Source organism: Tabrizicola sp. T74 (assembly GCF_057219935.1).
This window is the reverse complement of sequence record NZ_JBXVVT010000001.1, coordinates 349,868-369,372: the sequence shown is the minus strand read 5'-3', so window position 1 is coordinate 369,372 and position 19,505 is coordinate 349,868. Positions and strand designations below refer to the sequence as shown.

22 protein-coding genes are annotated in these 19,505 nt (G+C 65.9%); 12 read left to right on the top strand and 10 right to left on the bottom strand.

Annotated features, from left to right (window positions below; translation table 11 throughout):
- Positions 1–32: 32 nt before the first annotated feature.
- The 3 genes from AC2EAL_RS01920 to AC2EAL_RS01910 are packed head-to-tail and all read right to left on the bottom strand — an operon-like array spanning position 33 to position 2,408.
- Positions 33–977, bottom strand: a complete 945-nt coding sequence (locus AC2EAL_RS01920) for an OmpA family protein (protein ID WP_484722479.1) — start codon at positions 975–977, stop codon at positions 33–35.
- A 19-nt stretch (positions 978–996) separates the two neighbouring features.
- On the bottom strand, positions 997–1,692 hold the full coding sequence (locus tag AC2EAL_RS01915) for a GNAT family N-acetyltransferase (protein WP_484722478.1): 696 nt from the start codon (positions 1,690–1,692) through the stop codon (positions 997–999).
- Entirely contained in the window at positions 1,689–2,408 is a 720-nt protein-coding gene (locus AC2EAL_RS01910; RefSeq protein WP_484722477.1) for a competence/damage-inducible protein A, read from the bottom strand. The genes AC2EAL_RS01915 and AC2EAL_RS01910 overlap by 4 nt, the downstream gene beginning before the upstream one ends.
- 104 nt (positions 2,409–2,512) lie before the next feature.
- Between AC2EAL_RS01910 and map the strand changes: the two genes are divergently transcribed.
- Positions 2,513–3,313 carry a type I methionyl aminopeptidase gene (map, locus tag AC2EAL_RS01905; RefSeq protein WP_484723383.1) on the top strand — a complete coding sequence of 267 codons (801 nt, stop codon included), beginning with the start codon at positions 2,513–2,515 and terminating at the stop codon, positions 3,311–3,313.
- A 58-nt stretch (positions 3,314–3,371) separates the two neighbouring features.
- Here map and AC2EAL_RS01900 read toward each other — a convergent pair whose 3' ends face one another.
- Complete coding sequence (locus tag AC2EAL_RS01900) at positions 3,372–4,136, bottom strand: molybdopterin-binding protein (RefSeq protein WP_484722476.1); 765 nt, start codon at positions 4,134–4,136, stop codon at positions 3,372–3,374.
- Complete coding sequence (locus AC2EAL_RS01895) at positions 4,129–4,920, bottom strand: cytochrome b/b6 domain-containing protein (RefSeq protein ID WP_484722475.1); 792 nt, start codon at positions 4,918–4,920, stop codon at positions 4,129–4,131. The genes AC2EAL_RS01900 and AC2EAL_RS01895 overlap by 8 nt, the downstream gene beginning before the upstream one ends.
- Positions 4,921–5,056: 136 nt before the next feature.
- Here AC2EAL_RS01895 and accD point away from each other — a divergent pair, with 136 nt between their 5' ends.
- Both accD and AC2EAL_RS01885 read left to right on the top strand, forming a co-directional pair.
- Positions 5,057–5,977: an acetyl-CoA carboxylase, carboxyltransferase subunit beta gene (accD, locus tag AC2EAL_RS01890; RefSeq protein ID WP_484722474.1), complete on the top strand. Its 921-nt coding sequence runs from the start codon at positions 5,057–5,059 to the stop codon at positions 5,975–5,977.
- A gap of 3 nt (positions 5,978–5,980) precedes the next feature.
- The gene (locus AC2EAL_RS01885) at positions 5,981–7,252 is read left to right on the top strand and encodes a bifunctional folylpolyglutamate synthase/dihydrofolate synthase (RefSeq protein ID WP_484722473.1); all 1,272 of its coding nucleotides are present in this window, start codon (positions 5,981–5,983) and stop codon (positions 7,250–7,252) included.
- A 38-nt stretch (positions 7,253–7,290) separates the two neighbouring features.
- On the opposite strand, the gene AC2EAL_RS01880 is transcribed toward AC2EAL_RS01885, so the two are convergent.
- Both AC2EAL_RS01880 and AC2EAL_RS01875 read right to left on the bottom strand, forming a co-directional pair.
- Complete coding sequence (locus AC2EAL_RS01880) at positions 7,291–7,929, bottom strand: TetR/AcrR family transcriptional regulator (RefSeq protein ID WP_484722472.1); 639 nt, start codon at positions 7,927–7,929, stop codon at positions 7,291–7,293.
- Positions 7,930–7,988: 59 nt separating this feature from the next.
- Positions 7,989–8,162, bottom strand: coding sequence for a hypothetical protein (locus AC2EAL_RS01875; protein WP_484722471.1), 174 nt, complete (start codon positions 8,160–8,162; stop codon positions 7,989–7,991).
- A 153-nt stretch (positions 8,163–8,315) separates the two neighbouring features.
- Here AC2EAL_RS01875 and mbfA point away from each other — a divergent pair, with 153 nt between their 5' ends.
- On the top strand, positions 8,316–9,293 hold the full coding sequence (gene mbfA, locus AC2EAL_RS01870; protein WP_484722470.1) for an iron exporter MbfA: 978 nt from the start codon (positions 8,316–8,318) through the stop codon (positions 9,291–9,293).
- Complete coding sequence (locus tag AC2EAL_RS01865) at positions 9,293–9,988, top strand: nitroreductase family protein (RefSeq protein ID WP_484722469.1); 696 nt, start codon at positions 9,293–9,295, stop codon at positions 9,986–9,988. The genes mbfA and AC2EAL_RS01865 overlap by 1 nt, the downstream gene beginning before the upstream one ends.
- Positions 9,989–9,994: 6 nt before the next feature.
- Here the strand turns inward: AC2EAL_RS01865 and AC2EAL_RS01860 are convergent, their stop codons facing one another.
- The 3 genes from AC2EAL_RS01860 to AC2EAL_RS01850 are packed head-to-tail and all read right to left on the bottom strand — an operon-like array spanning position 9,995 to position 13,768.
- Positions 9,995–11,251, bottom strand: a complete 1,257-nt coding sequence (locus AC2EAL_RS01860; protein WP_484722468.1) for a PP2C family protein-serine/threonine phosphatase — start codon at positions 11,249–11,251, stop codon at positions 9,995–9,997.
- Entirely contained in the window at positions 11,232–12,101 is an 870-nt protein-coding gene (locus AC2EAL_RS01855) for an FHA domain-containing protein (protein WP_484722467.1), read from the bottom strand. Before AC2EAL_RS01855 ends, AC2EAL_RS01860 begins: the two co-directional genes overlap by 20 nt.
- Positions 12,102–12,136: 35 nt before the next feature.
- A complete protein-coding gene (locus tag AC2EAL_RS01850; RefSeq protein WP_484722466.1) occupies positions 12,137–13,768 on the bottom strand; it encodes a serine/threonine protein kinase in 1,632 nt (543 codons plus the stop codon).
- 385 nt (positions 13,769–14,153) lie between these two features.
- Between AC2EAL_RS01850 and AC2EAL_RS01845 the strand changes: the two genes are divergently transcribed.
- The 7 genes from AC2EAL_RS01845 (at position 14,154) to AC2EAL_RS01815 (ending at position 19,505) form a co-directional block, all read left to right on the top strand.
- Positions 14,154–15,089, top strand: a complete 936-nt coding sequence (locus tag AC2EAL_RS01845) for an AEC family transporter (RefSeq protein ID WP_484722465.1) — start codon at positions 14,154–14,156, stop codon at positions 15,087–15,089.
- A complete protein-coding gene (gene fghA, locus AC2EAL_RS01840; RefSeq protein WP_484722464.1) occupies positions 15,086–15,916 on the top strand; it encodes an S-formylglutathione hydrolase in 831 nt (276 codons plus the stop codon). The genes AC2EAL_RS01845 and fghA overlap by 4 nt, the downstream gene beginning before the upstream one ends.
- Positions 15,840–16,379, top strand: a complete 540-nt coding sequence (locus AC2EAL_RS01835) for a CAP domain-containing protein (RefSeq protein ID WP_484722463.1) — start codon at positions 15,840–15,842, stop codon at positions 16,377–16,379. Before fghA ends, AC2EAL_RS01835 begins: the two co-directional genes overlap by 77 nt.
- Positions 16,380–16,471: 92 nt before the next feature.
- Positions 16,472–16,963, top strand: coding sequence for a hypothetical protein (locus AC2EAL_RS01830; protein WP_484722462.1), 492 nt, complete (start codon positions 16,472–16,474; stop codon positions 16,961–16,963).
- Between the two features lie 94 nt (positions 16,964–17,057).
- Entirely contained in the window at positions 17,058–17,993 is a 936-nt protein-coding gene (locus AC2EAL_RS01825) for a DMT family transporter (protein WP_484722461.1), read from the top strand.
- Entirely contained in the window at positions 17,983–18,606 is a 624-nt protein-coding gene (locus tag AC2EAL_RS01820) for an HAD-IA family hydrolase (RefSeq protein ID WP_484722460.1), read from the top strand. Before AC2EAL_RS01825 ends, AC2EAL_RS01820 begins: the two co-directional genes overlap by 11 nt.
- The gene (locus tag AC2EAL_RS01815) at positions 18,603–19,505 is read left to right on the top strand and encodes an ornithine cyclodeaminase family protein (RefSeq protein WP_484722459.1); all 903 of its coding nucleotides are present in this window, start codon (positions 18,603–18,605) and stop codon (positions 19,503–19,505) included. Before AC2EAL_RS01820 ends, AC2EAL_RS01815 begins: the two co-directional genes overlap by 4 nt.

Genomic DNA, 19,505 nt, shown 5'->3' with positions numbered 1-19,505 from the left:
ACGACCGCACCTCCCCCTTTCCCTCGCGGTCGTCAGCGGGTCGAAGTGACAACCACTTCGACCCGTCTGTTTTTCTGCCGTCCCTCTTCGGTCTGATTCGTCGCGCGCGGGGCCAGGAAGCCCACGCCTTTGGCCACCACCCGATTGCGATCAGCGCCATGGGTTTCGATCAGCACTTCGGCTACCGCCTCGGCCCGGCGTTCGGACAGGGCGATGTTCCCGGCCAGGCTGCCCGAGGCATCGGTATGCCCGACCAGTGCCACCGTGCCATCCGGATTGGCCTGCAGCCAGGCGGCAACCGCGGCCAATGAGGCATAGTCGCCGTTGGTCAGGGTCGCCGCACCGCTGGCGAAGACCAGGTCATCCAGTGCCACAACTCCGACGTCGTCCAGCGCCTTGGCGATACCAGAGGCATCGGCGCTGGTCACGGCGGCCACGGGAGCGGCAACTTCGTCGGGCAGGTCGATCTCGGTCCGCTGCGGAGCGGGGGCCAGGGGCGCCTTCGTGATCCGGGTGATCTGGACATAACCCGCATTCGTGCTGCGGCTGACCAGGATCGACACCACATCGTCACCGGACACGGCGGACAGGAAACGGTAGTCGGACAGGTCGACATGCATGTCCGGCTCGGGCATCACCTCGGTGCCAAACCGGAAATCGAAGCCGCCGCAACTCCTCGCCTCGCATTCGAACAGGATCTCATAGCCCGCAGCCCGGACCTGATCGCGCAACGGGGCCAGGATCGCCAGCGTCGTCTGTCCCGCCGCATCCAGCCGGTAGGCCCGCTGGTCCAGCGCCCCTTCCACGACGCGCGCGGGCACGGTCGATCCGTCGAAGCCAGCAATCGGCAAAGCATAGCTGCCCGGAACCTCGTTGCGGCTTTCCTCGCCCAGCACTTCGGCCGGCAAGTCAAGCGTCAACGCCGCCACGGGCGAGGCCAGCATCAGCATCAGCAGGGATAGGGTTGCCTTCGGCACTGCCCGTCGCTTTCCGCGATCATTTCATCCGATAGTGATACTGTCCCACAACGCCCATGCCAAGACGAGCGTAGAGCGCGCGGGCGGCGACGTTCTGCCGGGTCACGACCAGCGACAGACGCTGGGCGCCTTGACCTACGGCCCAATTCGCCGCAGCCCGCAAAAGCGTCTCTCCCACCCCCTGCCGCCTGAGGCCTGGGCTGACCTCCAGCGCATGCAGCATCGCATCGACGCCGTGGCAGGCGACGAAGGCCACCCCGGCCGACCGGTCCGCATTGCGTGCCAGAAGCGCAGCCTTTGCGCCAGTGACCCGCTCCATAACCGCGATCCGCGCCGGGCCGATGCCGCCCTCGGCCCAAAGCGACCTGGCGATTTCCAGGGGCGGCCAGTGCGGAAAGGCGGCCAAGGGCGGAAGGTCGGCGGTCAAGTCCGCCACCGGGGCGGCATAGGCGACCACCGGATCGACCACCCGCCAGCCGCGGGCGTCAAGGGCCGCGTCAAGCGCCGCCTCGCCCTCGCGGACCAGCATCAGCGGCTCGGCCATCGCGGCCTCCAGCGCATCGAGGCCCTGGTCGGAAAACGGGCCCTCAAGGCTTGCCGCCGAGACGCGCTTGCCGCCCCCCGCGCCGTCGCGCAGGGTGAAGGGGCCAAGGCGGCTGCGGCCGGCCGGGGGCCAGGTCGCCTCCATCACTTCGGCCAGCACATCGGGCGTCATCCGAACATCCGGGTCAGCCGGACCATGGCGGCGTCCAGGAGCGCCGGGTCGGTGCCGCGGATCACCAGGTTCGTCCCATGCGCGCCGTTCTGGATGAAGGGGTAGGAGCCCATCGACAGGTCGGGAAACTCGGCTGCCAGCGCCCCGAAGTCGGCGGCAATCTCGCCCTCGCCCCGGTCGACGCGCAGGGTCTGCGACAGAAGCGGCGGGCCGCCGGTCAGCTTGGGCAGGACGCTGGCCACCATCGCCTCGAAGATCTTCGGCACCCCCGCCATCACATGGACATTGCCGATGGTGAACCCCGGCGCCGTGGACACCGGGTTGTCGATCAGCGCCGCCCCGTCCGGGATGCGGGCCATCCGCTGGCGGGCTTCGTTGAACGGCAGCCCCGCCCGGTCGTAATGCGCCTGGAGGAGAGCCATCGCATCGGCGCGGTGGCTGATCTTCGCGCCCATCGCCTCGGCCACCGCGTCCGCCGTGATGTCGTCATGGGTCGGACCGATACCCCCGCTGGTGAACACATGGGTGTACTTGGCCGACAGGGCGCGGACGGCCGCGACAATCTCGGGATGGATGTCGGCTACCACGCGCGCCTCGCGCAGGGTGATGCCGATCCGCGTCAGCTCGCCCGCCAGGAAATGCATGTTCGAATCGCGGGTGCGCCCGGACAGGATTTCGTCGCCGATCACCAGGATTGCCGCTGTGGGATTGGTCATCGGGGGGCTCCGTACTTCACCTTCGGGTTGGGTATAGCCCCCGGCTCTGGCCATTTCCACGCAAGATAATTATGTATGTCGCGAAGGAGCCGAGATTGGACGACATGCGCGCCCGGATCACCAAGGACGGTATCCGCATCTACGAAGATGCGGACTTTGTCGGCATGCGCACCGCCGGTCGCGTCGCCGCCGAAATCCTTGACGCCGTGGCGCCCCTTGTCGTGCCGGGAACGACCACCGGGGCCATCGACGACTTCATCACATCCGAGATCAAGCGGCGCGGCGTCACCTCGGCCACCATCGGCTACAAGGGCTACAAGCACGCCTCCTGTATCAGCGTGAACCATGTCGTCTGCCACGGGATTCCGGGGTCGAAGGTGCTTTTGGATGGCGACATCCTGAACATCGACGTCACGGTGATCGTGGACGGCTGGTACGGCGATACAAGCCGGATGTATGTGGCGGGCCAACTGGCGCGGAAGGCCGAGCGGCTGATCGAGGTCACCCACGAAGGCCTGATGCGCGGGATCGCGGCGGTGAAGCCCGGGAACACCTTCGGCGACATCGGTTACGCCATTCAGGCTTACGTCGAGGCGCAGCGGATGAGCGTTGTGAGGGACTTCTGCGGCCATGGGCTTGGCCGGGTGTTCCACGCGCCCCCGAACGTCCTGCACTATGGCCGCGCGGGCTCGGGCCCGGTGCTGGAGGAAGGCATGTTCTTCACCATCGAGCCGATGGTGAACCTGGGTCGGCCCGAGACGAAGGTGCTGGCCGACGACTGGACGGCGGTGACCCGCGACAAGTCGCTTTCGGCGCAGTTCGAGCATTCGGTGGGCGTCACGGCAACCGGGTGTGAGATCTTCACGCTGTCCCCGGCGGGCAAGTTCCACCCGACCTGGGGCTGACGCCCAAAATCCTTAAGCAAGGATTTTGACAAATTTCTTACTCAAGAAATTTGGGTCTTCAGATGCCAGCGTACCACTCATACCCGCGGTCGGCCCAATAGCTTCCCCGGCCCGATCCCAGTGCCGCAAGGCTGTCGGTCAGCTCGATGGTATGGACATACTTCGCCATCTTGTAGCCCAGCTGCCGCTCTACCCGCAGCCGCAGGGGCGCGCCGTTCGCCACTGGCAAGGGCGCGCCGTTCATCGCATAGGCGAGGATCGTCTGGGGGTGGAAGGCGTCGATCAGGTCGATGCTTTCATAGTAGAAGACCTCACCCGACAGGCTGCGTTCGATGGCGTCAAAACAGTGGAAGACCGCATAGCGCGCCGTGACCTTCGGCTGCGCCAGCTTCAGCACTGTCCCCAAGGGCACGCCCTGCCACTTGGCGATGCAACTCCACCCCTCCACGCAGTCGTGCCGGGTGATCTGGGTGCGGGAGGGCAGCGCGGTCAGTGCGGCCAGCGAAAGGGTCTGAGGCGTATCGACCAGGCCCGTGACCGTCAGCCGATAGTCGGCAAACCCGGTTTCGGCCATGCGGCGATACTCGGCTCCATCGGGATTGACCGATCCATTGGGCCGCTGGCCCTGACGGATGTCGGCCTCGGAAAACTCGGGCGCAAGCCGGTCGCCGATCAGCGCGCGTTGGGTAGTGCGGGTCAGCCCCTCGTGGCTGGCGAACAGGGCGCGCAGGGCGCTGTCCCCCTCCATCGCGCTGTCGAACACCTTGCAGCCCGACAGCGCCAGGGCGGCCCCGCCCAAGAGAAGTTTGCGGCGGTCAATCATGCTTTCCTCCATCCGTGCGATACCAGCCGGTCAGGATCGACCGCATCTCGTTCAGGGGACCTGCCAGCAGGATCATCGCCATGTGGACGGCGAAGAACCCCAGAAGCGCGACCATGGTCAGGAAGTGGATCGTCCGCGCCGTCTGTCTGCCTCCGAACAGGTCCAAGAGCCACGGCGCGGCGGCGTTGAAACCCGGAGACATCGACAGCCCGGTCAGGATCATCAACGGCAGCGCCACGAACAGGACCGAGGCATAGGCGAGCTTCTGCAGCACCGAGTATTCGCCGGAATGGTGAAACCGCAGCCTGGCATGGTCGACGATGTCCCGGGGCAGTGCGCGCAGGTCGGCCAAGGTCGGGACCAGCTGGCGCAGATGCCCGTTCAGCGCCGAGGCGACCAGCCAGACCGCCAGCGTGCCCACCAGCACCCAGGCAAAGAAGAAGTGGATCACCCGGCCCGTCGCAAGGCTGGTCTTTGACGGGATCGTCAGCGCCGCCGGGAAGGCCCGCGCCTCGCCGTTCGAGACGCCAAGGACCCCCGTGGTATCGAACTCGGCCCCAAGGACGCGGGTCACTCCGCGCAAGGTCCCATCGACCTCGACCGCCCCGATCGTGAGGATCGCGTTGTCGTAGTCAAAGCCGGATTCCTTGCCGATGTGCAGGCTGGGGAAGGCGTTGAAGATCTGCAGGCCGGTCAGCATCAGGAAGAACAGGCTGACGGCCCAAAGCCAATGGGTGACCCGGGTCAGCAGGCGCTGGCGATAGACGAGGGGGCCTTGGGGCATCGGTTCCTCCGTTCTGCGATGCCAAAGCTACGGGGGCCTTGCCCAGAAGTTTCACTCCGCCCACCCGGTGCGGGGCTGATTGCATTTCGCCGCCCCCCGGCTTATTTCGAAGGCTGACCCAAAGGGCAGCAGGCGCATGAACTGGATCACCAACTACGTCCGTCCGAAGATCAACTCGCTGTTCTCGCGCCGGGAGCCGCCGGACAATCTTTGGACGAAATGCCCCGAATGCGGGACGATGCTGTTCCACCGCGAGCTTTCGGCAAACCTGAACGTGTGCCTCAGCTGTGATCATCATATGGCGATCAGTCCGCGTGGCCGGTTTGCCGCCCTGTTTGACGGCGGCATCTACACCGAAGTTAAGGTGCCCGATGCCGTGGTCGACCCGCTGCAGTTCCGCGACCAGAAGAAATACACTGACCGGATCAAGGCCGCCCAGAAGGCATCCGGCGAAAAGGATGCGATGCTGGTGGCGGAAGGCGAGATCGCCCGCACCCCCATCGTTGCCGCCGCGCAGGATTTCAGCTTCATGGCGGGGTCGATGGGCATGTATGTCGGCAACGCGATCATTGCTGCGGCCGAACGTGCGGTGAAACTCAAGCGGCCGCTGGTGCTGTTCTCCGCCTCGGGCGGGGCGCGGATGCAGGAGGGGATGCTGTCCCTGATGCAGATGCCGCGCACGACCGTCGCGGTGCAGATGCTGAAAGAGGCGGGCCTCCCGTACATCGTGGTCCTGACCCACCCGACGACTGGCGGCGTGACGGCGAGCTATGCCATGCTGGGCGACGTGCAGATCGCCGAACCGAACGCCCAGATCGGTTTTGCCGGCGCGCGCGTCATCGAACAGACGATCCGCGAGAAGCTGCCCGAAGGCTTCCAGCGCGCGGAATACCTGCTGGACCACGGGATGCTGGACCGCGTCGTCCACCGCAAGGCGCTGAAGGAAGAACTGGTCACACTGATCCGGATGCTGACCGGCCAGCCCCCGGCGATCAAAGGCGACCTGGCACCTCCGCCCGAAGCCCCCGTCGCCCCAAAGGCCGAGGCGAGCGCCTGAGCCATGACCGAAGGCTCTGACGTCATCCTGGAACGGATGATGACGCTTCATCCCAAGGTGATCGACCTGACCCTGGGCCGCGTCGAACGGCTGCTGGCAGCCCTTGGCAACCCCGAACGCGCCATTCCCCCGGTGATCCACATCGCCGGGACGAACGGCAAGGGGTCCACCCAGGCGATGATCCGCGCGGGGCTTGAAGCAGGTGGCGACCGCGTCCACGCCTACACCTCGCCGCACCTCGCCCGCTTCCACGAACGCATCCGCCTGGCCGGGGAGCTGATCGGCGAAGAACTCCTGACGCAACTCCTCGACGAATGCGTCACCGCGAACGGGCCGGACGAGATCACCTTCTTCGAAATCACCACCTGTGCCGCCTTCCTGGCCTTTGCCCGCGTCCCGGCGGACTGGACGCTGCTGGAGGTCGGCCTGGGCGGCAGGCTGGATGCGACGAATGTGGTGGACCGACCGCGCCTGACGATCATCACGCCGGTCAGCATGGACCATGAGGCCTTCCTCGGTGACACCATCGCCAAGATTGCTGGCGAGAAGGCCGGGATCATCAAGCGAGGGGTGCCGGTGATCGTCGGCCCGCAGCATCCCGACGGTCTGGCGGTGATCGAGGCCAAGGCCGCCGCGATGGGTGCAGCCCCTTGGGTCTTCGGCCAGCACTGGAACGTCTGGGAGGAACGCGGGCGGCTGATCTATCAGGACGAGAACGGGCTTTTGGACCTGCCCATGCCGAACCTGCCCGGCCCCCATCAGGTGCAGAACGCGGGCGCCGCCATCGCTGCATTGCGGATGCTCGGTCGTGATGAGGTCGCCTGCGAGGAGGCGGTGACGAACGCCTACTGGCCCGCCCGGATGCAACGCCTGCGTCAGGGGCCGCTGGTCGATCTGGCACCCTCAATCGAGCTCTGGCTTGATGGAGGCCACAACCCGGCGGGGGGCGAAGCGGTGGCGGCGACGCTCGCCCGGATGCCGAAGCGCGAGACGCATCTGATCTGCGGAATGCTGAACACCAAGGACGTGACCGGCTACATGCGCCCGCTCGCGCCCCAGGTGACCAAGCTGCATGCGGTGTCGATCCCGGGCGAGAAAAACACCCTGCCTGCGGAAACAACGCGCGACGCCGCCCGCGCGGCAGGGATGCAGGCCGAGACGTCAGGTTCGGTGGCCGAGGCTTTGGCCGGGATCGCGGCGACGTCCCCGGACGCACGTGTGCTGATCTGCGGCTCGCTTTACCTGGCGGGCACCGTTCTCCGCGAGAACGGGTGACCAAATTCCTTAAGCAAGGAATTTGACAAATTTCTTACTTAAGAAATTTGGGTCCCGTTCACGCCATACCGCGCTAGGAACATCTCAACCGCGCCATGCACCGTCCGGTGCGCCAGGTCCGGCGTGATCGTCTCGGCCATGCCGAACATCAGCTTTTCATGGATCGTGGCCTTGCACAGCTGCGCGAACTGGTCCGCCGCCAGCTCCAGATCGTCGATCTTCAAGGCCCCGGACTGGACATAGCAGCCCAGGTGATAGACCAGCCGCTGATGGATCAGCCCCGGCCCGAAATCGTAGAACTGGCGGCCAAGGCCTGGGAACCGTTCCCCTTCGCCCACCACGATCCGGAACATCCGCTGGCCGAAATCCGACAGCTGGAACGCGACGATCCGTTCCGCCGCAATGGTCAGCGCAACCCGCACCGGGACATCGCCTTCGACCATCGCCTCGGCCTCTTCGGTCTGGCGATGGCACTCGCAGCGCGCGACTTCCAGGAACAGAAGCTGCTTGTCGGGGAAATAGGCGTAGATCGTGGCCTTCGACACCCCGGCCTCACGCGCGATGTCGTCGACCGAAGCGCGCTCGAACCCGTCGCGCATGAAGATCTTCCGGGCGCCGTCCAGCACCTGGTCGAACTTGCGGCCGCGCCTGACGCCATGATCGGTAGCAACGTTCATCGGTCCCCCTGGAAGGGACCATAGAGCATCGCGGTCGGGCGCGGCAAGCAAGGCGACGGTCACTCGGCCAGTTGGCAGGTGCCGGTGGTCACGGCAGGCGCGCAGCCCTTGGTCGAGGGCGTGACGGTGTCGGTCGGGAAGGTCAGCGTCGGCAGAAGGATGTTCAGCGACTGGGCGGCAACCGGGGCCGCAAGCGACAGAGAAGCAGCAAGGACAAGGGCGATACGGGTCATTTCGATCTCCATTTTGAACTCTACGGTTCAGAATCGTATCTAAACCGATCAGTTCAGTTTGGCAAGCCGATTCTGAACCGCAGAGTTCATATTTTTGCATTGCACCCGCAGCATAGCCGCCTAGATTAGAATCATTCCAGAAAAGGTGCCGCCTTGCTGTCCTCCCTGACCTTCCGCCGCCGCTTCTCCGACCTGTCGGAACAAGAGGTCCTGGCGCTGGCGATTTCCTCGGAAGAGGATGACGCTCGCATCTACCGCAGCTTTGCCGAGCGACTGCGGGCGGACTACCCGGCCTCGGCGGCGGTCTTCGACGGCATGGCGGTCGAGGAGGACGGCCACCGCCAGCGCCTGATCGACCTGCACCGCGTGCGCTTCGGTGACGTCATCCCGTTGATTCGCCGCGAGCATGTCGCGGGCTTCTACGCCCGGCGGCCCGTCTGGCTGTCGCAGAACTTGTCGCTCGACACCATGCGCGGCGAGGCGGCGTCCATGGAAAAGACGGCGCATGACTTCTATGTCCGCGCCGCCGCCCGGACCCAGGATGCAGCGACGCGCAAACTGCTGGGCGACCTCGCCGCAGCCGAGGCCGGTCACGAACGCCACGCCCAGCGGCTGGAGGACACCCACCTGCCTGACGATGCCCGGGCAGAAGAGGACCAGACCGCCAAGCGCCAGTTCGTGCTGACCTGGGTGCAGCCGGGACTTGCGGGGTTGATGGACGGCTCGGTCTCGACCCTTGCACCGATCTTTGCCACGGCCTTTGCCACCCAGGACACCTGGACGACCTTCCTGGTCGGCACTGCGGCCTCGGTCGGCGCGGGCATCTCGATGGGGTTCACCGAGGCCGCGCATGACGACGGCGTCTTGTCGGGCCGCGGCTCGCCCCTGAAGCGCGGTATCGCTTCGGGTGTCATGACCACCATTGGCGGCCTTGGCCATGCGCTCCCCTACCTGATCCCCGACTTCTGGACCGCCACCACCATCGCGATGATCGTCGTCTTCGTGGAACTGTGGGCCATCGCCTGGATCCAGAACCGCTATATGGAAACCCCCTTCCTTCGCGCGGCCTTGCAGGTCGTCGTGGGCGGTGCTTTGGTCTTCGCTGCGGGGGTTCTGATCGGGGGCGGGTGATGTATCGCAAGGGCGAGGTCCGGTATCAGGCGCTGCCACTGCCGGACCGGGTTCAGAAGGACGATGCGGCCGCGCTGGCTGCGGCGCAGGACTTCCTGACCTACATGCGGAAGCGCCATTCGGTGCGCGACTATTCCACCCGCCCGGTGCCCGAAGCCGTGATCGCCGCCTGCATCGCCGCTGCCGGGACCGCGCCCTCGGGCGCCAACCACCAGCCCTGGCACTTCGTCGCGATCAGCGACCCGGCGATGAAAGCCCGCATCCGCGATGGCGCCGAGGAGGAGGAGCGCGCCTTCTACCAGGGCGGGGCCGGGGACGAATGGCTGGCGGCCTTGGAGCCGATCGGGACGGGCGTTTCCAAACCGCACCTGACCGACGCCCCCTGGCTGATCGTGGTCTTCGCGCAGCGCTATGGCGTGACCGAGGACGGGACGCGCTACAAGAACTACTACGTCCCGGAAAGCGTCGGCATCGCGACGGGGATGCTGATCACGGCGATCCACCATGCGGGCCTTGTGTGCCTGGAACACACGCCGAACCCGATGAAGTTCCTCGGGCCCCTGTGCGGCCGGCCGGACCATGAAAAGCCGGTGATGATCCTGCCGGTGGGCTATCCGGCCGAAACCGCCACGGTCCCGGAAGTGGCCAAGCGGAAAAAGCCGCTTGACCGGATCATGACAGTGCTCCGGGGCTGACAGCCCCTAGGCCAGGGCCGCGAACCGGCGCGGGGTGACAACCTTGACCGGTGTCAGGTCCTCCACTTCCGCCGCCTCTGGTTCTGCTTCCTGCTGCGCCGCCGCAGGCTCGACAGCCTCGACAACCGGCAGGCTGACCACGGTCGCGGTCTCCTCGCCGACGGGCAGGCTGACCACGGTCGCCGATTCCTCAACGACAGGCAGGCTGACTACGGTCGCGGTCTCCTCGACGATGGGCAAGCTGACCACGGTCGCCGTTTCCTCTACGGCGGCCAGGCTGGGCACGGTTGCCGTCTCCTCCGCTACCGGCTGGCTGACGATGGTCGCGGCCTCCTCGGGTTCGACAGCTTGGCTTGCGACTTCGGTCAGGACTGGCACCAGCGCGGGGGCGGCCACCACCTTGGTCAGACCGCGCGGGCGGGTGACCGCAACGGCATTCCGCACTGCGTTCGGCATCTTCGGCCGCACCGAGGCGTCGTTCACCTTGATGATCGTAAAGCTGATGTTGTCCTGGTCGGGATCGTTCAGCTTGTAGATCTCTTCCAGAAGCCGTTCGGCAATCTCAGTCGAGCGCGCCTTGCGGTACTTTGCCAGGACCTTGGTGATCTGGGCATTGGACAGGAACTGCAGCCCGTCCGACGAACAGATGACAATGTCCCCGGCCTTCAGCGTCACCGGTTCCGCCGGGCAGTCGATCTTGGAAATCTTCGACCCCATCAGCACCGACACCAGGCAGTTGCGGTCGGGATGGTTCGCGGCCAGCCGGGCATCCAGCAGGCCCGACTGCACCATGAAGTCGATCTGCGGACCCATCGAATGGTCTTCGTTCAGCTGGCTCAGGGTGCCGTTGCGGAACAGGAACAGGGGCGAATCGCCGATGGAAATCCACCATAACCGGTTCTCGACCAGGGCCGGGACGACCAGCGTCGCGCCCATGCCTTCGGTTTCCGGATGGCTGATCGCATGGTCGCGGAGAGTCTGGTTGGCGAACTCGGCCACGCCGCGCAGGATCTCGGGCGCCCGACGCTCGAAGGCATCGACATCGGCGTAATGGAACTTCAGCTCGGAATAGACCTCGGTCAGGACGATCTTGGACGCCACATCCCCCGCGGCATGGCCCCCCATGCCATCGGCCAGGACGACAAAGCCGGCTTCGGCACCGACCGGGAAGTCCGCGGTGATCGCGTCTTCCTGATAGTCCCGCGCGCCCTGGCTGATTCCGGACGCGACGTCGTAACGGGGTTCACGCGATCGCCATATCATGCCCGTCTCCTTCCACCTCCTCGTGGGATGTCCAGTTGAAGTCAGGCGTGCACAGCACCTTCAAAATCAGCGTCGTCTCGCCGATCTGGATCTCGTCGCCATCGCGGGCCGGCTCGGTCGACAGCAGCGGGCGGCCATTCATCCGGACGAGGTTCGACTTGCCGCCATGGCCGATGTGGAATTCATGGGTGGTCGCATCATAGGCGATCGCCGCGTGGTTCTGGCGCGAGATCGCCATGTCGCCGTAGTCCAGCGACACGGTCTGGTCCGCGCCGCGCCCGATGTGCGAAATCCCTTGCGACAGCGCGAACGAGGCACCCTTGCCGGGCCCCTCCTTCACGATCAGCCAGCCGGCCGGGAACATCACATAGCCCTTGCCCAAGGACGGCGGCGTGGCAGCCGGCAGATGCTCGGCGCCTTCGAACAGGGGCACAACCTCGGCCGGTTGCGCCTCAAAGCCCAGGACGCGGGTCTTGGTCCGGGTCGGGCGACGCGGGCCTGCCCCGACAGTGCCTTCGGCATAGTCCGGCAGAACGGCTGCCCTTGCCGTTTCGTCCTCGATATCCCAGATGCCGCGCGCGGCAGGGGCGACACCTTCCGGCAGCGGGGCCTTGACCTTCACCACCCGGTTTGGCCGCGGGATCGCAATGTCCTGCGCGACCTCCGGCTCGGGCTCGGGCGCCGTGGCCGGGGCCTGGGCCGGGGTGGCGGCGGCCAGCGCCTCGCGCAGCCGCTTGACCTCAAGTTCCGCAAGGGCGGCCATCACCGGGTCCGGTCCAGCCTCGATCGAGCCCGGCGTCGTGGCTTCTGCATCATTCTCGCCGAAGATAGAGCGAAGGAACTTTACCATAGTCTCTCCCCAGTCCTGCTTTCCGCTTGCGCAGATCAACCGGCCTCCAGCCGGAACCCTGCGTCCACTGTACGATCACCACGACGAACGACAAAATCATAAGTTGTAACGCCAAGCGCAAACTCGCGCTTTAGTATCTCACTCAGGGCGGTGCCGGTGCCCAGGGTTTCCCCCGACGCCGTATAGACCAGCAGCACGTCACCAACCTGCAGGTTGCTGTTCAGGCCTTCCGGCAACGCAGCGACAATCGTCATCGTTCCGGTCGCCGTCTCGATCGCCTCGAACACCATGCCGTTCGGCAGGTGCACTGCATTCACCACCGGCAGTTGCGCCGCGGCCGGTTCCGCCCCTGACCCTGACGCAACCGCGGCAGGCGCGACCGTCTGGACCGGCGACTTCGAGATCAAGCCGGGCAGCGACAGCAGGCCAACCAGCAAGAGCGCGGCCGCCGCTGCGGTGACCAGAACGTCCTTCGGGCTTTGGAACGTACCCGCGCGCCGGGTGCTCGGGTCGACCACGGCGGGCTCTGGCTGGTCGGGCTCTGCCGCAACCGAGGGTGCCCGCGACGGCATCGACGCAGGTGACGATGGCATCCGGGCAGCGGCGGCATCGACCGGCGCTTCGGGTGCGGCGATCGCAGCCGCCACTTCCGAAGAGATCGCCTTGACCTTGGCAAGCAGCGTGTCGACCGGCACCGAGGGCACGGCAACGGGTTTCGGCCGCGACTGGGCAGCGGGGGTCGCCAGCATCGCGCGCCATTCGTCGACCGACTGCAGCCGGTCGCGCGGGAAGATCGACATCGCCTTGTCGATGGCGCGCAGGAATTCCACCGGATAGGCCCGGAACCGCCCCGCCAGCGGCCGCAGCGGATCGCCCTCGCGTCCGGCAATCGCCGACAGCCGTTCCTGCGAGGTCTTGGGCGTCTCGCCCGAGATCAGGTGATAGAAGCTTGCCGCCAGCGCATAAAGGTCGCTGCACGGCGCCTGCTTGCTGCCGCTGACATAAAGCTCTTGCGGCGAATAGCCGTCCTTCACCACCCGCAGGCCCGACACGGCCCGGCTTTTCCGGTTCACTTCCTTGCGCGAGGCGCCGAAGTCGATCAGCACCGGTTGGCCCCGGGCCACGTCCAGGATCATGTTGTCGGGCGAGATGTCGCGATGCAAGAGCCCCTGGGCATGCACATGGCCGACCGCATCCAGCATAGCCTCCAGATGCGCGATGATTTCTTTCGGCGTCAGCGGCGGCGCGCTGCCTTCGACCGTCTGCAAGAGGTCATAGCCCTGCACATGGTCCATCGACATGTAGGCGGTCTCGTTGCATTCGAAGACCTGATGCACCTTGACGATGTTTGGGTGGCTCAGCTGCGACAGGGTCACCGCTTCCTGCACGAAATGGCGAACCGCCGCGCGGAAGTCGTCGGCCTGCGCCCGAGACCGCGGCCCGACGGTGGTGCCGACCCGCCGGCAATAGGCGGTCGGGAAGCATTCCTTGATGATGACGGAGCGGTCCAGCGAGTCGGTCGCCAGATAGACGATCCCGAACCCGCCACTGTTGACGAACGACGTGATGGTATACTGCCCGAACAGCAGTCGGGTGCCAACCGGCAACTCGTCGCTGCTGGGGCCTCCATCGCCCGTATCGATCCTTAGCGCGGCAGCCGTCATCATCCTACCCGTTCCGCCAAGGCCCGCATTTCCCCCTGAATTGCAGCCTGGCACCGTTCAGGTTTAGCCAAGGAGTTAGGCCAAAACGTGAAGCCATTTCGTTCCTTTTTCGCCACAATCCATCCATGTGCCTTTGAATGAATTGATTTGAATCCACGATTTACTGGGGCAGATTCCGCCAAGAGCTGCGGAATTAACCAAGCAATGCTGGAAGTTGGCAGGCGACTGATCGCGTTGCGGCATGGCCTGCCTGCCCCGGTTTTGCCACATCAGGCCCGGGGGAACGGACCCCGGAATTGCCCTGGGCAAAGGTCCGTTTCCGCGCGTCCGAACCGATTCCTGACCGGCAGTCTTGCCCTTTCCGCCCTTGCGTGACACCAGTGCAGCCATGCTGGCGATACTTCTGAAGACGCTGCCTTTCTTTGCCCTGATCGGGGTCGGCTACATTGCCGGACGGACGCGGTTCTTCTCGGAAGAAGCGACCGCCTACCTGACCCGTTTCGTCTTCTACTTCGCGCTCTCGGCCATGCTGTTCGGTTTTGCCGCCAGCCTGGACCTGTCTGCGATCTTCTCCTGGTCCTTCGTCTTTGCCTATCTCCTCGCGACGACCACCGTCTGGCTGATCGTCGCCGCCGTGGCCCTGGCCCGCCGCACCAGTGCCGAAGAGGCGGTGTTCGAGGCGCATACCGGCGTTATCGGCAATGTGGGCTTCCTCGGCATTCCGATGCTCGCACTTCTCCTCGGGCCGCAGGCCGTGGGGCCGGTGCTCTTGATGCTGGCGGTTGATCTCATCGTGTTCTCCTCGATCCTGACCATGGTCATCACCGGCCTGCGCGCCGGGCGGGTCAGCGCGCAGACCTTTGGCATCCTGGCCATGGGCCTTCTGAAGAACCCGATGATCGTCTCGGTCGGCCTCGGCATCGCCTGGGGGTCCACCGGCCTTGCCCTGCCCGGCCCGGTGACCGAGTTCATGACCATCCTCGGCGCCGCAGCCACGCCCTGCGCGCTGTTTGCCATCGGCGCCTCGCTGGCCGGCCGGTCCGCCGAACGGGTCGAGGTCGCGGCCTGGCTCTCGTTTGCCAAGCTGGTCCTTCATCCGCTGGCCGTCGCCGGGGCCTGCTGGCTGTTCGGGGTCACCGGCTATCAGGCCGGCGTGATGATCGCCGCGGCGGCCTTGCCGGTCGCGGGCAACGTCTTCATTCTGGCGCAGCACTATCGCGTTGCGCCGCAACGGGTTTCCACGGCGATCCTGCTGTCCACGGCGGCCTCGGTGCTGACCGTGACAGCGGTGATCGCGTTGATCAGCCAGGGAGGCTACATATGAAGACCGTCTCGGAAAACCGGGCCTTCGGCGGCGTTCAGGGGGTCTACACCCATGCCTCCCTCGCCTGCGCCTGCGACATGACCTTCGGCCTTTTCCTGCCCGCCCAGGCCGAGGATGGGCCGGTCCCGCTCCTTTGGTTCCTCTCTGGTCTGACCTGCACGCACGAAAACGCGATGATCAAGGCGGGCGCGCAGCGCTGGGCGGCCGAGGCGGGCATCGCGCTCGTGTTCCCCGACACCTCGCCGCGCGGCGAGGGCGTCGCCAACGACCCCGACTTCGCGCTGGGGCAGGGGGCGGGCTTCTACGTCAACGCCACCAAGAAACCCTGGGCCCCGCATTTCAAGATGTGGGATTATGTGACCGAGGAACTTCCCCGCCTCCTCTTCAACGCCTTCCCCCTGGCCGAAGAGGTGCAGGGCATCACCGGCCATTCTATGGGCGGCCATGGTGCCCTGACCATCGCGATGAGCTTTCCAGGCCGGTTCCGCTCTGCCTCGGCTTTCGCTCCGATCTGCAACCCGACGGCGAGTGACTGGGGCCGCGTGCAATTTTCCGCCTATCTGGGAACAGATGAGTCGTCATGGGCGGCTCATGATGCCACTTTGCTGATGCGGCGCCGGGGGTTCGATGGCCCGCTGCTGGTCGATCAGGGGAGTTCTGACCAGTTCCTAGATAAACTTCGCCCCGAGGCGCTGGCGGAAGCGATGGCTTCGTCACGGCAAGGTGGCACGTTCCGGATGCAGAAGGGCTATGACCACAGCTATTTCTTCGTCTCGACCTTCATGGAGGACCACGTGTCCTTCCACGCCCAGGCTTTCCTGGGTTAGCGGGGTCGTCCTTGCCGTTTCTCTGGCCATAACCTCGCCCGTCACCGCAGGTCCGACAGATTCCGTCCTGTCCTCGATCAATGCGGCACGCGCCAAGGCAGGCTGCGGGCCCTTGCGGACCAATCCGAAACTGATGGCGGCGGCACGGTCGCATGCCCGGGCCATGGCGGAACAGAACTTCTTCGCCCATGCCGGCAAGGATGGCAGCCGGATGTCCACCCGGATCGAGCGGCAGGGCTACAGCTACCGTGCAGCGGCGGAAAACATCGCGGCGGGGCACACCTCGGCCGGCGAGGTGGTGCGCGGCTGGCTGAAAAGCTCGGGCCACCGCAAGAACATCCTGAACTGCCGGATGGAAGAAACCGGGATCGCGCTGGTCTACCAGGCCGACGACCGCCCGATCCGCGGCAACCGGGTGCCCTTGCGCTATTACTGGGTCCAGGTCTTCGCCGACCCCGCCTGACCGTCTGGTCCTTTGCCCCCCTGCAACGCGCTTGTGCGATGGCGGCGCATGTGGTCAGGTGCGACCGGAAGCGCCGTTCCGGAGAGTTGCGGATGAAGAACCTTGTCCTTGCCATCGTGGTGGCCTCGCTGGCCATCCTGGGCTTCTACGCCTACCAGTCCAGCCGCAAGGTCACCGAACTGCAGGCCGGGCTGCAGGCCAAGGAAACCGCGCTGGTGACGATCGAGGGCGAGAAGGCCGCGCTGGAAAAGCAGATGGCCGAGGCGCAGGCCAGCCTTGACGCGATGTCCGCCGAAAGCGAAGCCCACGCCGCTGCCGCCGCAGCTGCGGTCGAGACGGAAGCCGCCGCCCTTCTGGAAAAGGTAACCGCGCTCGAGGCGGAAAAGCTTGAAGCCGCCGCCAAGGCGGAAGCCGATGCCAAGGCCCTGAGCGACCGGCTCGCCGCGCTGGAGACCGAGCGGACCGCGCTGATCGAAAAGGCCGCCTCGCTTGAGGCCGAGAAGGCCGCGCTGACCGACCAGGTCGCAGCCCTGCAGGCCAAGGTCGACGAACTGACCGCCGCAGCCGGGACGACCTCGCCCTAGGATCAAGGCGTTAGGCCGCAGACGACGCCTGCCCGCGTCACCCGATGTCGCGCGCAGGACAGACGCACCCGGCCCGCCCGGATCATCTCCTCGCATGGCCCGTTCCCCCGCCCTGACCGGCATCCTTTACGCCATCGGCGGCACGCTGATCTTTTCGATCAACGACGTGTCGATCAAGTTCCTGTCGGGCGGCTATGCGCTGCATCAGGTCATCCTGATCCGGGCCTTCGTTGCCATGGCCTTCATCCTGGTGGTGATCGCCTGGTCCGAACGCGGGTTCGGCCAGATCTCCACCAGCCGCCCCGGCACGCATCTGGTACGGGTCCTGATCGTGATGGTGTCGAACGTCACCTTCTTCGTCGGCCTCGCGGCCATGCCGCTGGCCGATGCCATCGCCGTCGCCTACGTCAGCCCGATCGTCATCACCCTTCTTTCCATCGTCTTCCTGGGCGAGAAAGTCGGCCCCCGGCGCTGGGCTGCTGTGATCATCGGCATGGCGGGCGTGATCGTCATGCTGCGCCCGGGCGCCGGGGTGATCCAGCCCGCAGCACTCCTCGTCCTGATCTCTGCCGTCCTCTATGCCGCAGGCAACCTCCTGGCACGCCAGATGGGCGGGACCGAAAGCGCCATGACCCTGTCCTTCTACGTCCAGGCCGGGTTCATCGTGGTCAGCCTGGGGATGGGCCTCTGGGTTGGCGACGGGCATCTGGCCACCGACGACCCGCTCTGGGCCTTCCTGTTCCGCCCCTGGATCTGGCCGCCCCTGCAGGACTGGCCGATCTTCCTGGCCACCGGCCTGTCGGTGGGCATCGGCGGGCTGATGGTGACGCAGGCCTACCGCACGACCGAGGCCGGCCTGATCGCGCCCTTCGAATATGTCGGCATGCCGCTGGCCATCCTCTGGGGCCTCGTGGTCTTCGGCACCTTCCCCGATGCCGTGTCCTGGGTGGGGATTGCGCTCATCTGTGGCTCCGGCCTTTATGTGATCTGGCGGGAAACGGCGCGGAAACGGGAAACGGATGCAGCCTGAGGCGGTGCTTTTCGACATCGGCAATGTGCTGACCTGCTGGCAGCCCGAGGCCTTCTACGACCGTGTCATCGGCGAAGACCGCCGTCGTCGCCTGTTCGCCGAGGTTGACCTGATCGGCATGAACATCCAGATCGACGCGGGCGCCCTGTTCCGCGAAACGATCTATGACTGCGCCGACCGCAACCCCGCCTGGGCACCGGAAATCCGCCTCTGGTACGACCGCTGGGTCGAACTGGCGTCCCCCCGGATCGAAGGCTCCATCGCGCTGCTCCGCGCGCTGCGGGGCAGGGGCGTGCCGGTCTTCTGCCTGACCAACTTCGGCAGCCATTCCTACGAGGAAGCCCGCACCAAGCTGGATTTCCTGAACGAGTTCGACCGCGAATATGTCTCGGGCCGGTTGCTGATTTCCAAGCCCGACCCGCGCATCTTCCAGGCGGTGGAAGAAGACTGCGGCATCGCCCCCGACCGTCTGCTCTTCACCGACGACAAGGCCGAAAACGTCACCGCCGCCGCCCGGCGCGGCTGGCGCACGCACCAGTTCGAAAGCTGGCAAGGCTGGGCCGAACGGCTGGTGGCGGAAGGACTACTGACACGGAAGGAAGCTGGCCTGTGACCGAGATCGTTCCCAAGGACGCTGAAGCGCTCCTCACCTGGCGCGGGCTGCTCGATGCCTTCGAAGCCGGGCACCGCCTGCCGCGCGCCGAGATCAAGGACATGTTCCTTTATCGTGGCCAGGACACGCTTCTGGACCGCGCCGCCTGGATCGACGGCCTCGGCGCCCTGGTCAAGGTGGCGACCATCTTCCCCGGCAACGCGGCCTGCAACATCCCTACCATCTTTGGTGCGGTAACCTTGTTCGACGACGTGACCGGCGACCTGAGCGCCATCGTCGATTTCCACCTGGTCACCAAGTGGAAGACCGCGGGCGACAGCCTCCTCTCCGCCTCGCGCCTGGCCCGGAAGGAGTCGCGCAATTTCCTCCTCGTCGGCGCCGGTGCCGTCGCGCGCAGCATGGTTCAGGCCTATTCTGCTCTCTTCCCCGACGCCCGCTTCACCGTCTGGAGCCGGACCCGCGCCAGCGCCGAAGCGATGGGCCTGCCTGTGGCCGATGATCTGGAGGCAGCAGTGCGCAAGGCCGACGTGATCTGCTGTGCCACCATGGCGACTGCGCCCCTGATCCAGGGCGACTGGCTGCAACCCGGCCAGCACCTTGACCTGATCGGAGCCTACAAGCCGGGCATGCGCGAGGTCGACGACACCGCCATGGCCCGCGCGCGCATCTTCGTCGATGCCCGCGCCACCACGATCCACCACATCGGCGAGTTGATGGACCCCATCGCCCATGGCGCGATCACGGAAGCCGACATCATCGCCGATTTCTACGACGATCCCGCGCTGTTCGCCCGCCGGTCGGATGACGAGATCACCATCGCCAAGAACGGCGGCGGGGCGCATCTGGACCTGATGACCGCGACCTACATCGCCCGCGCCTGGGCCGCGCGCGGGGCTTAG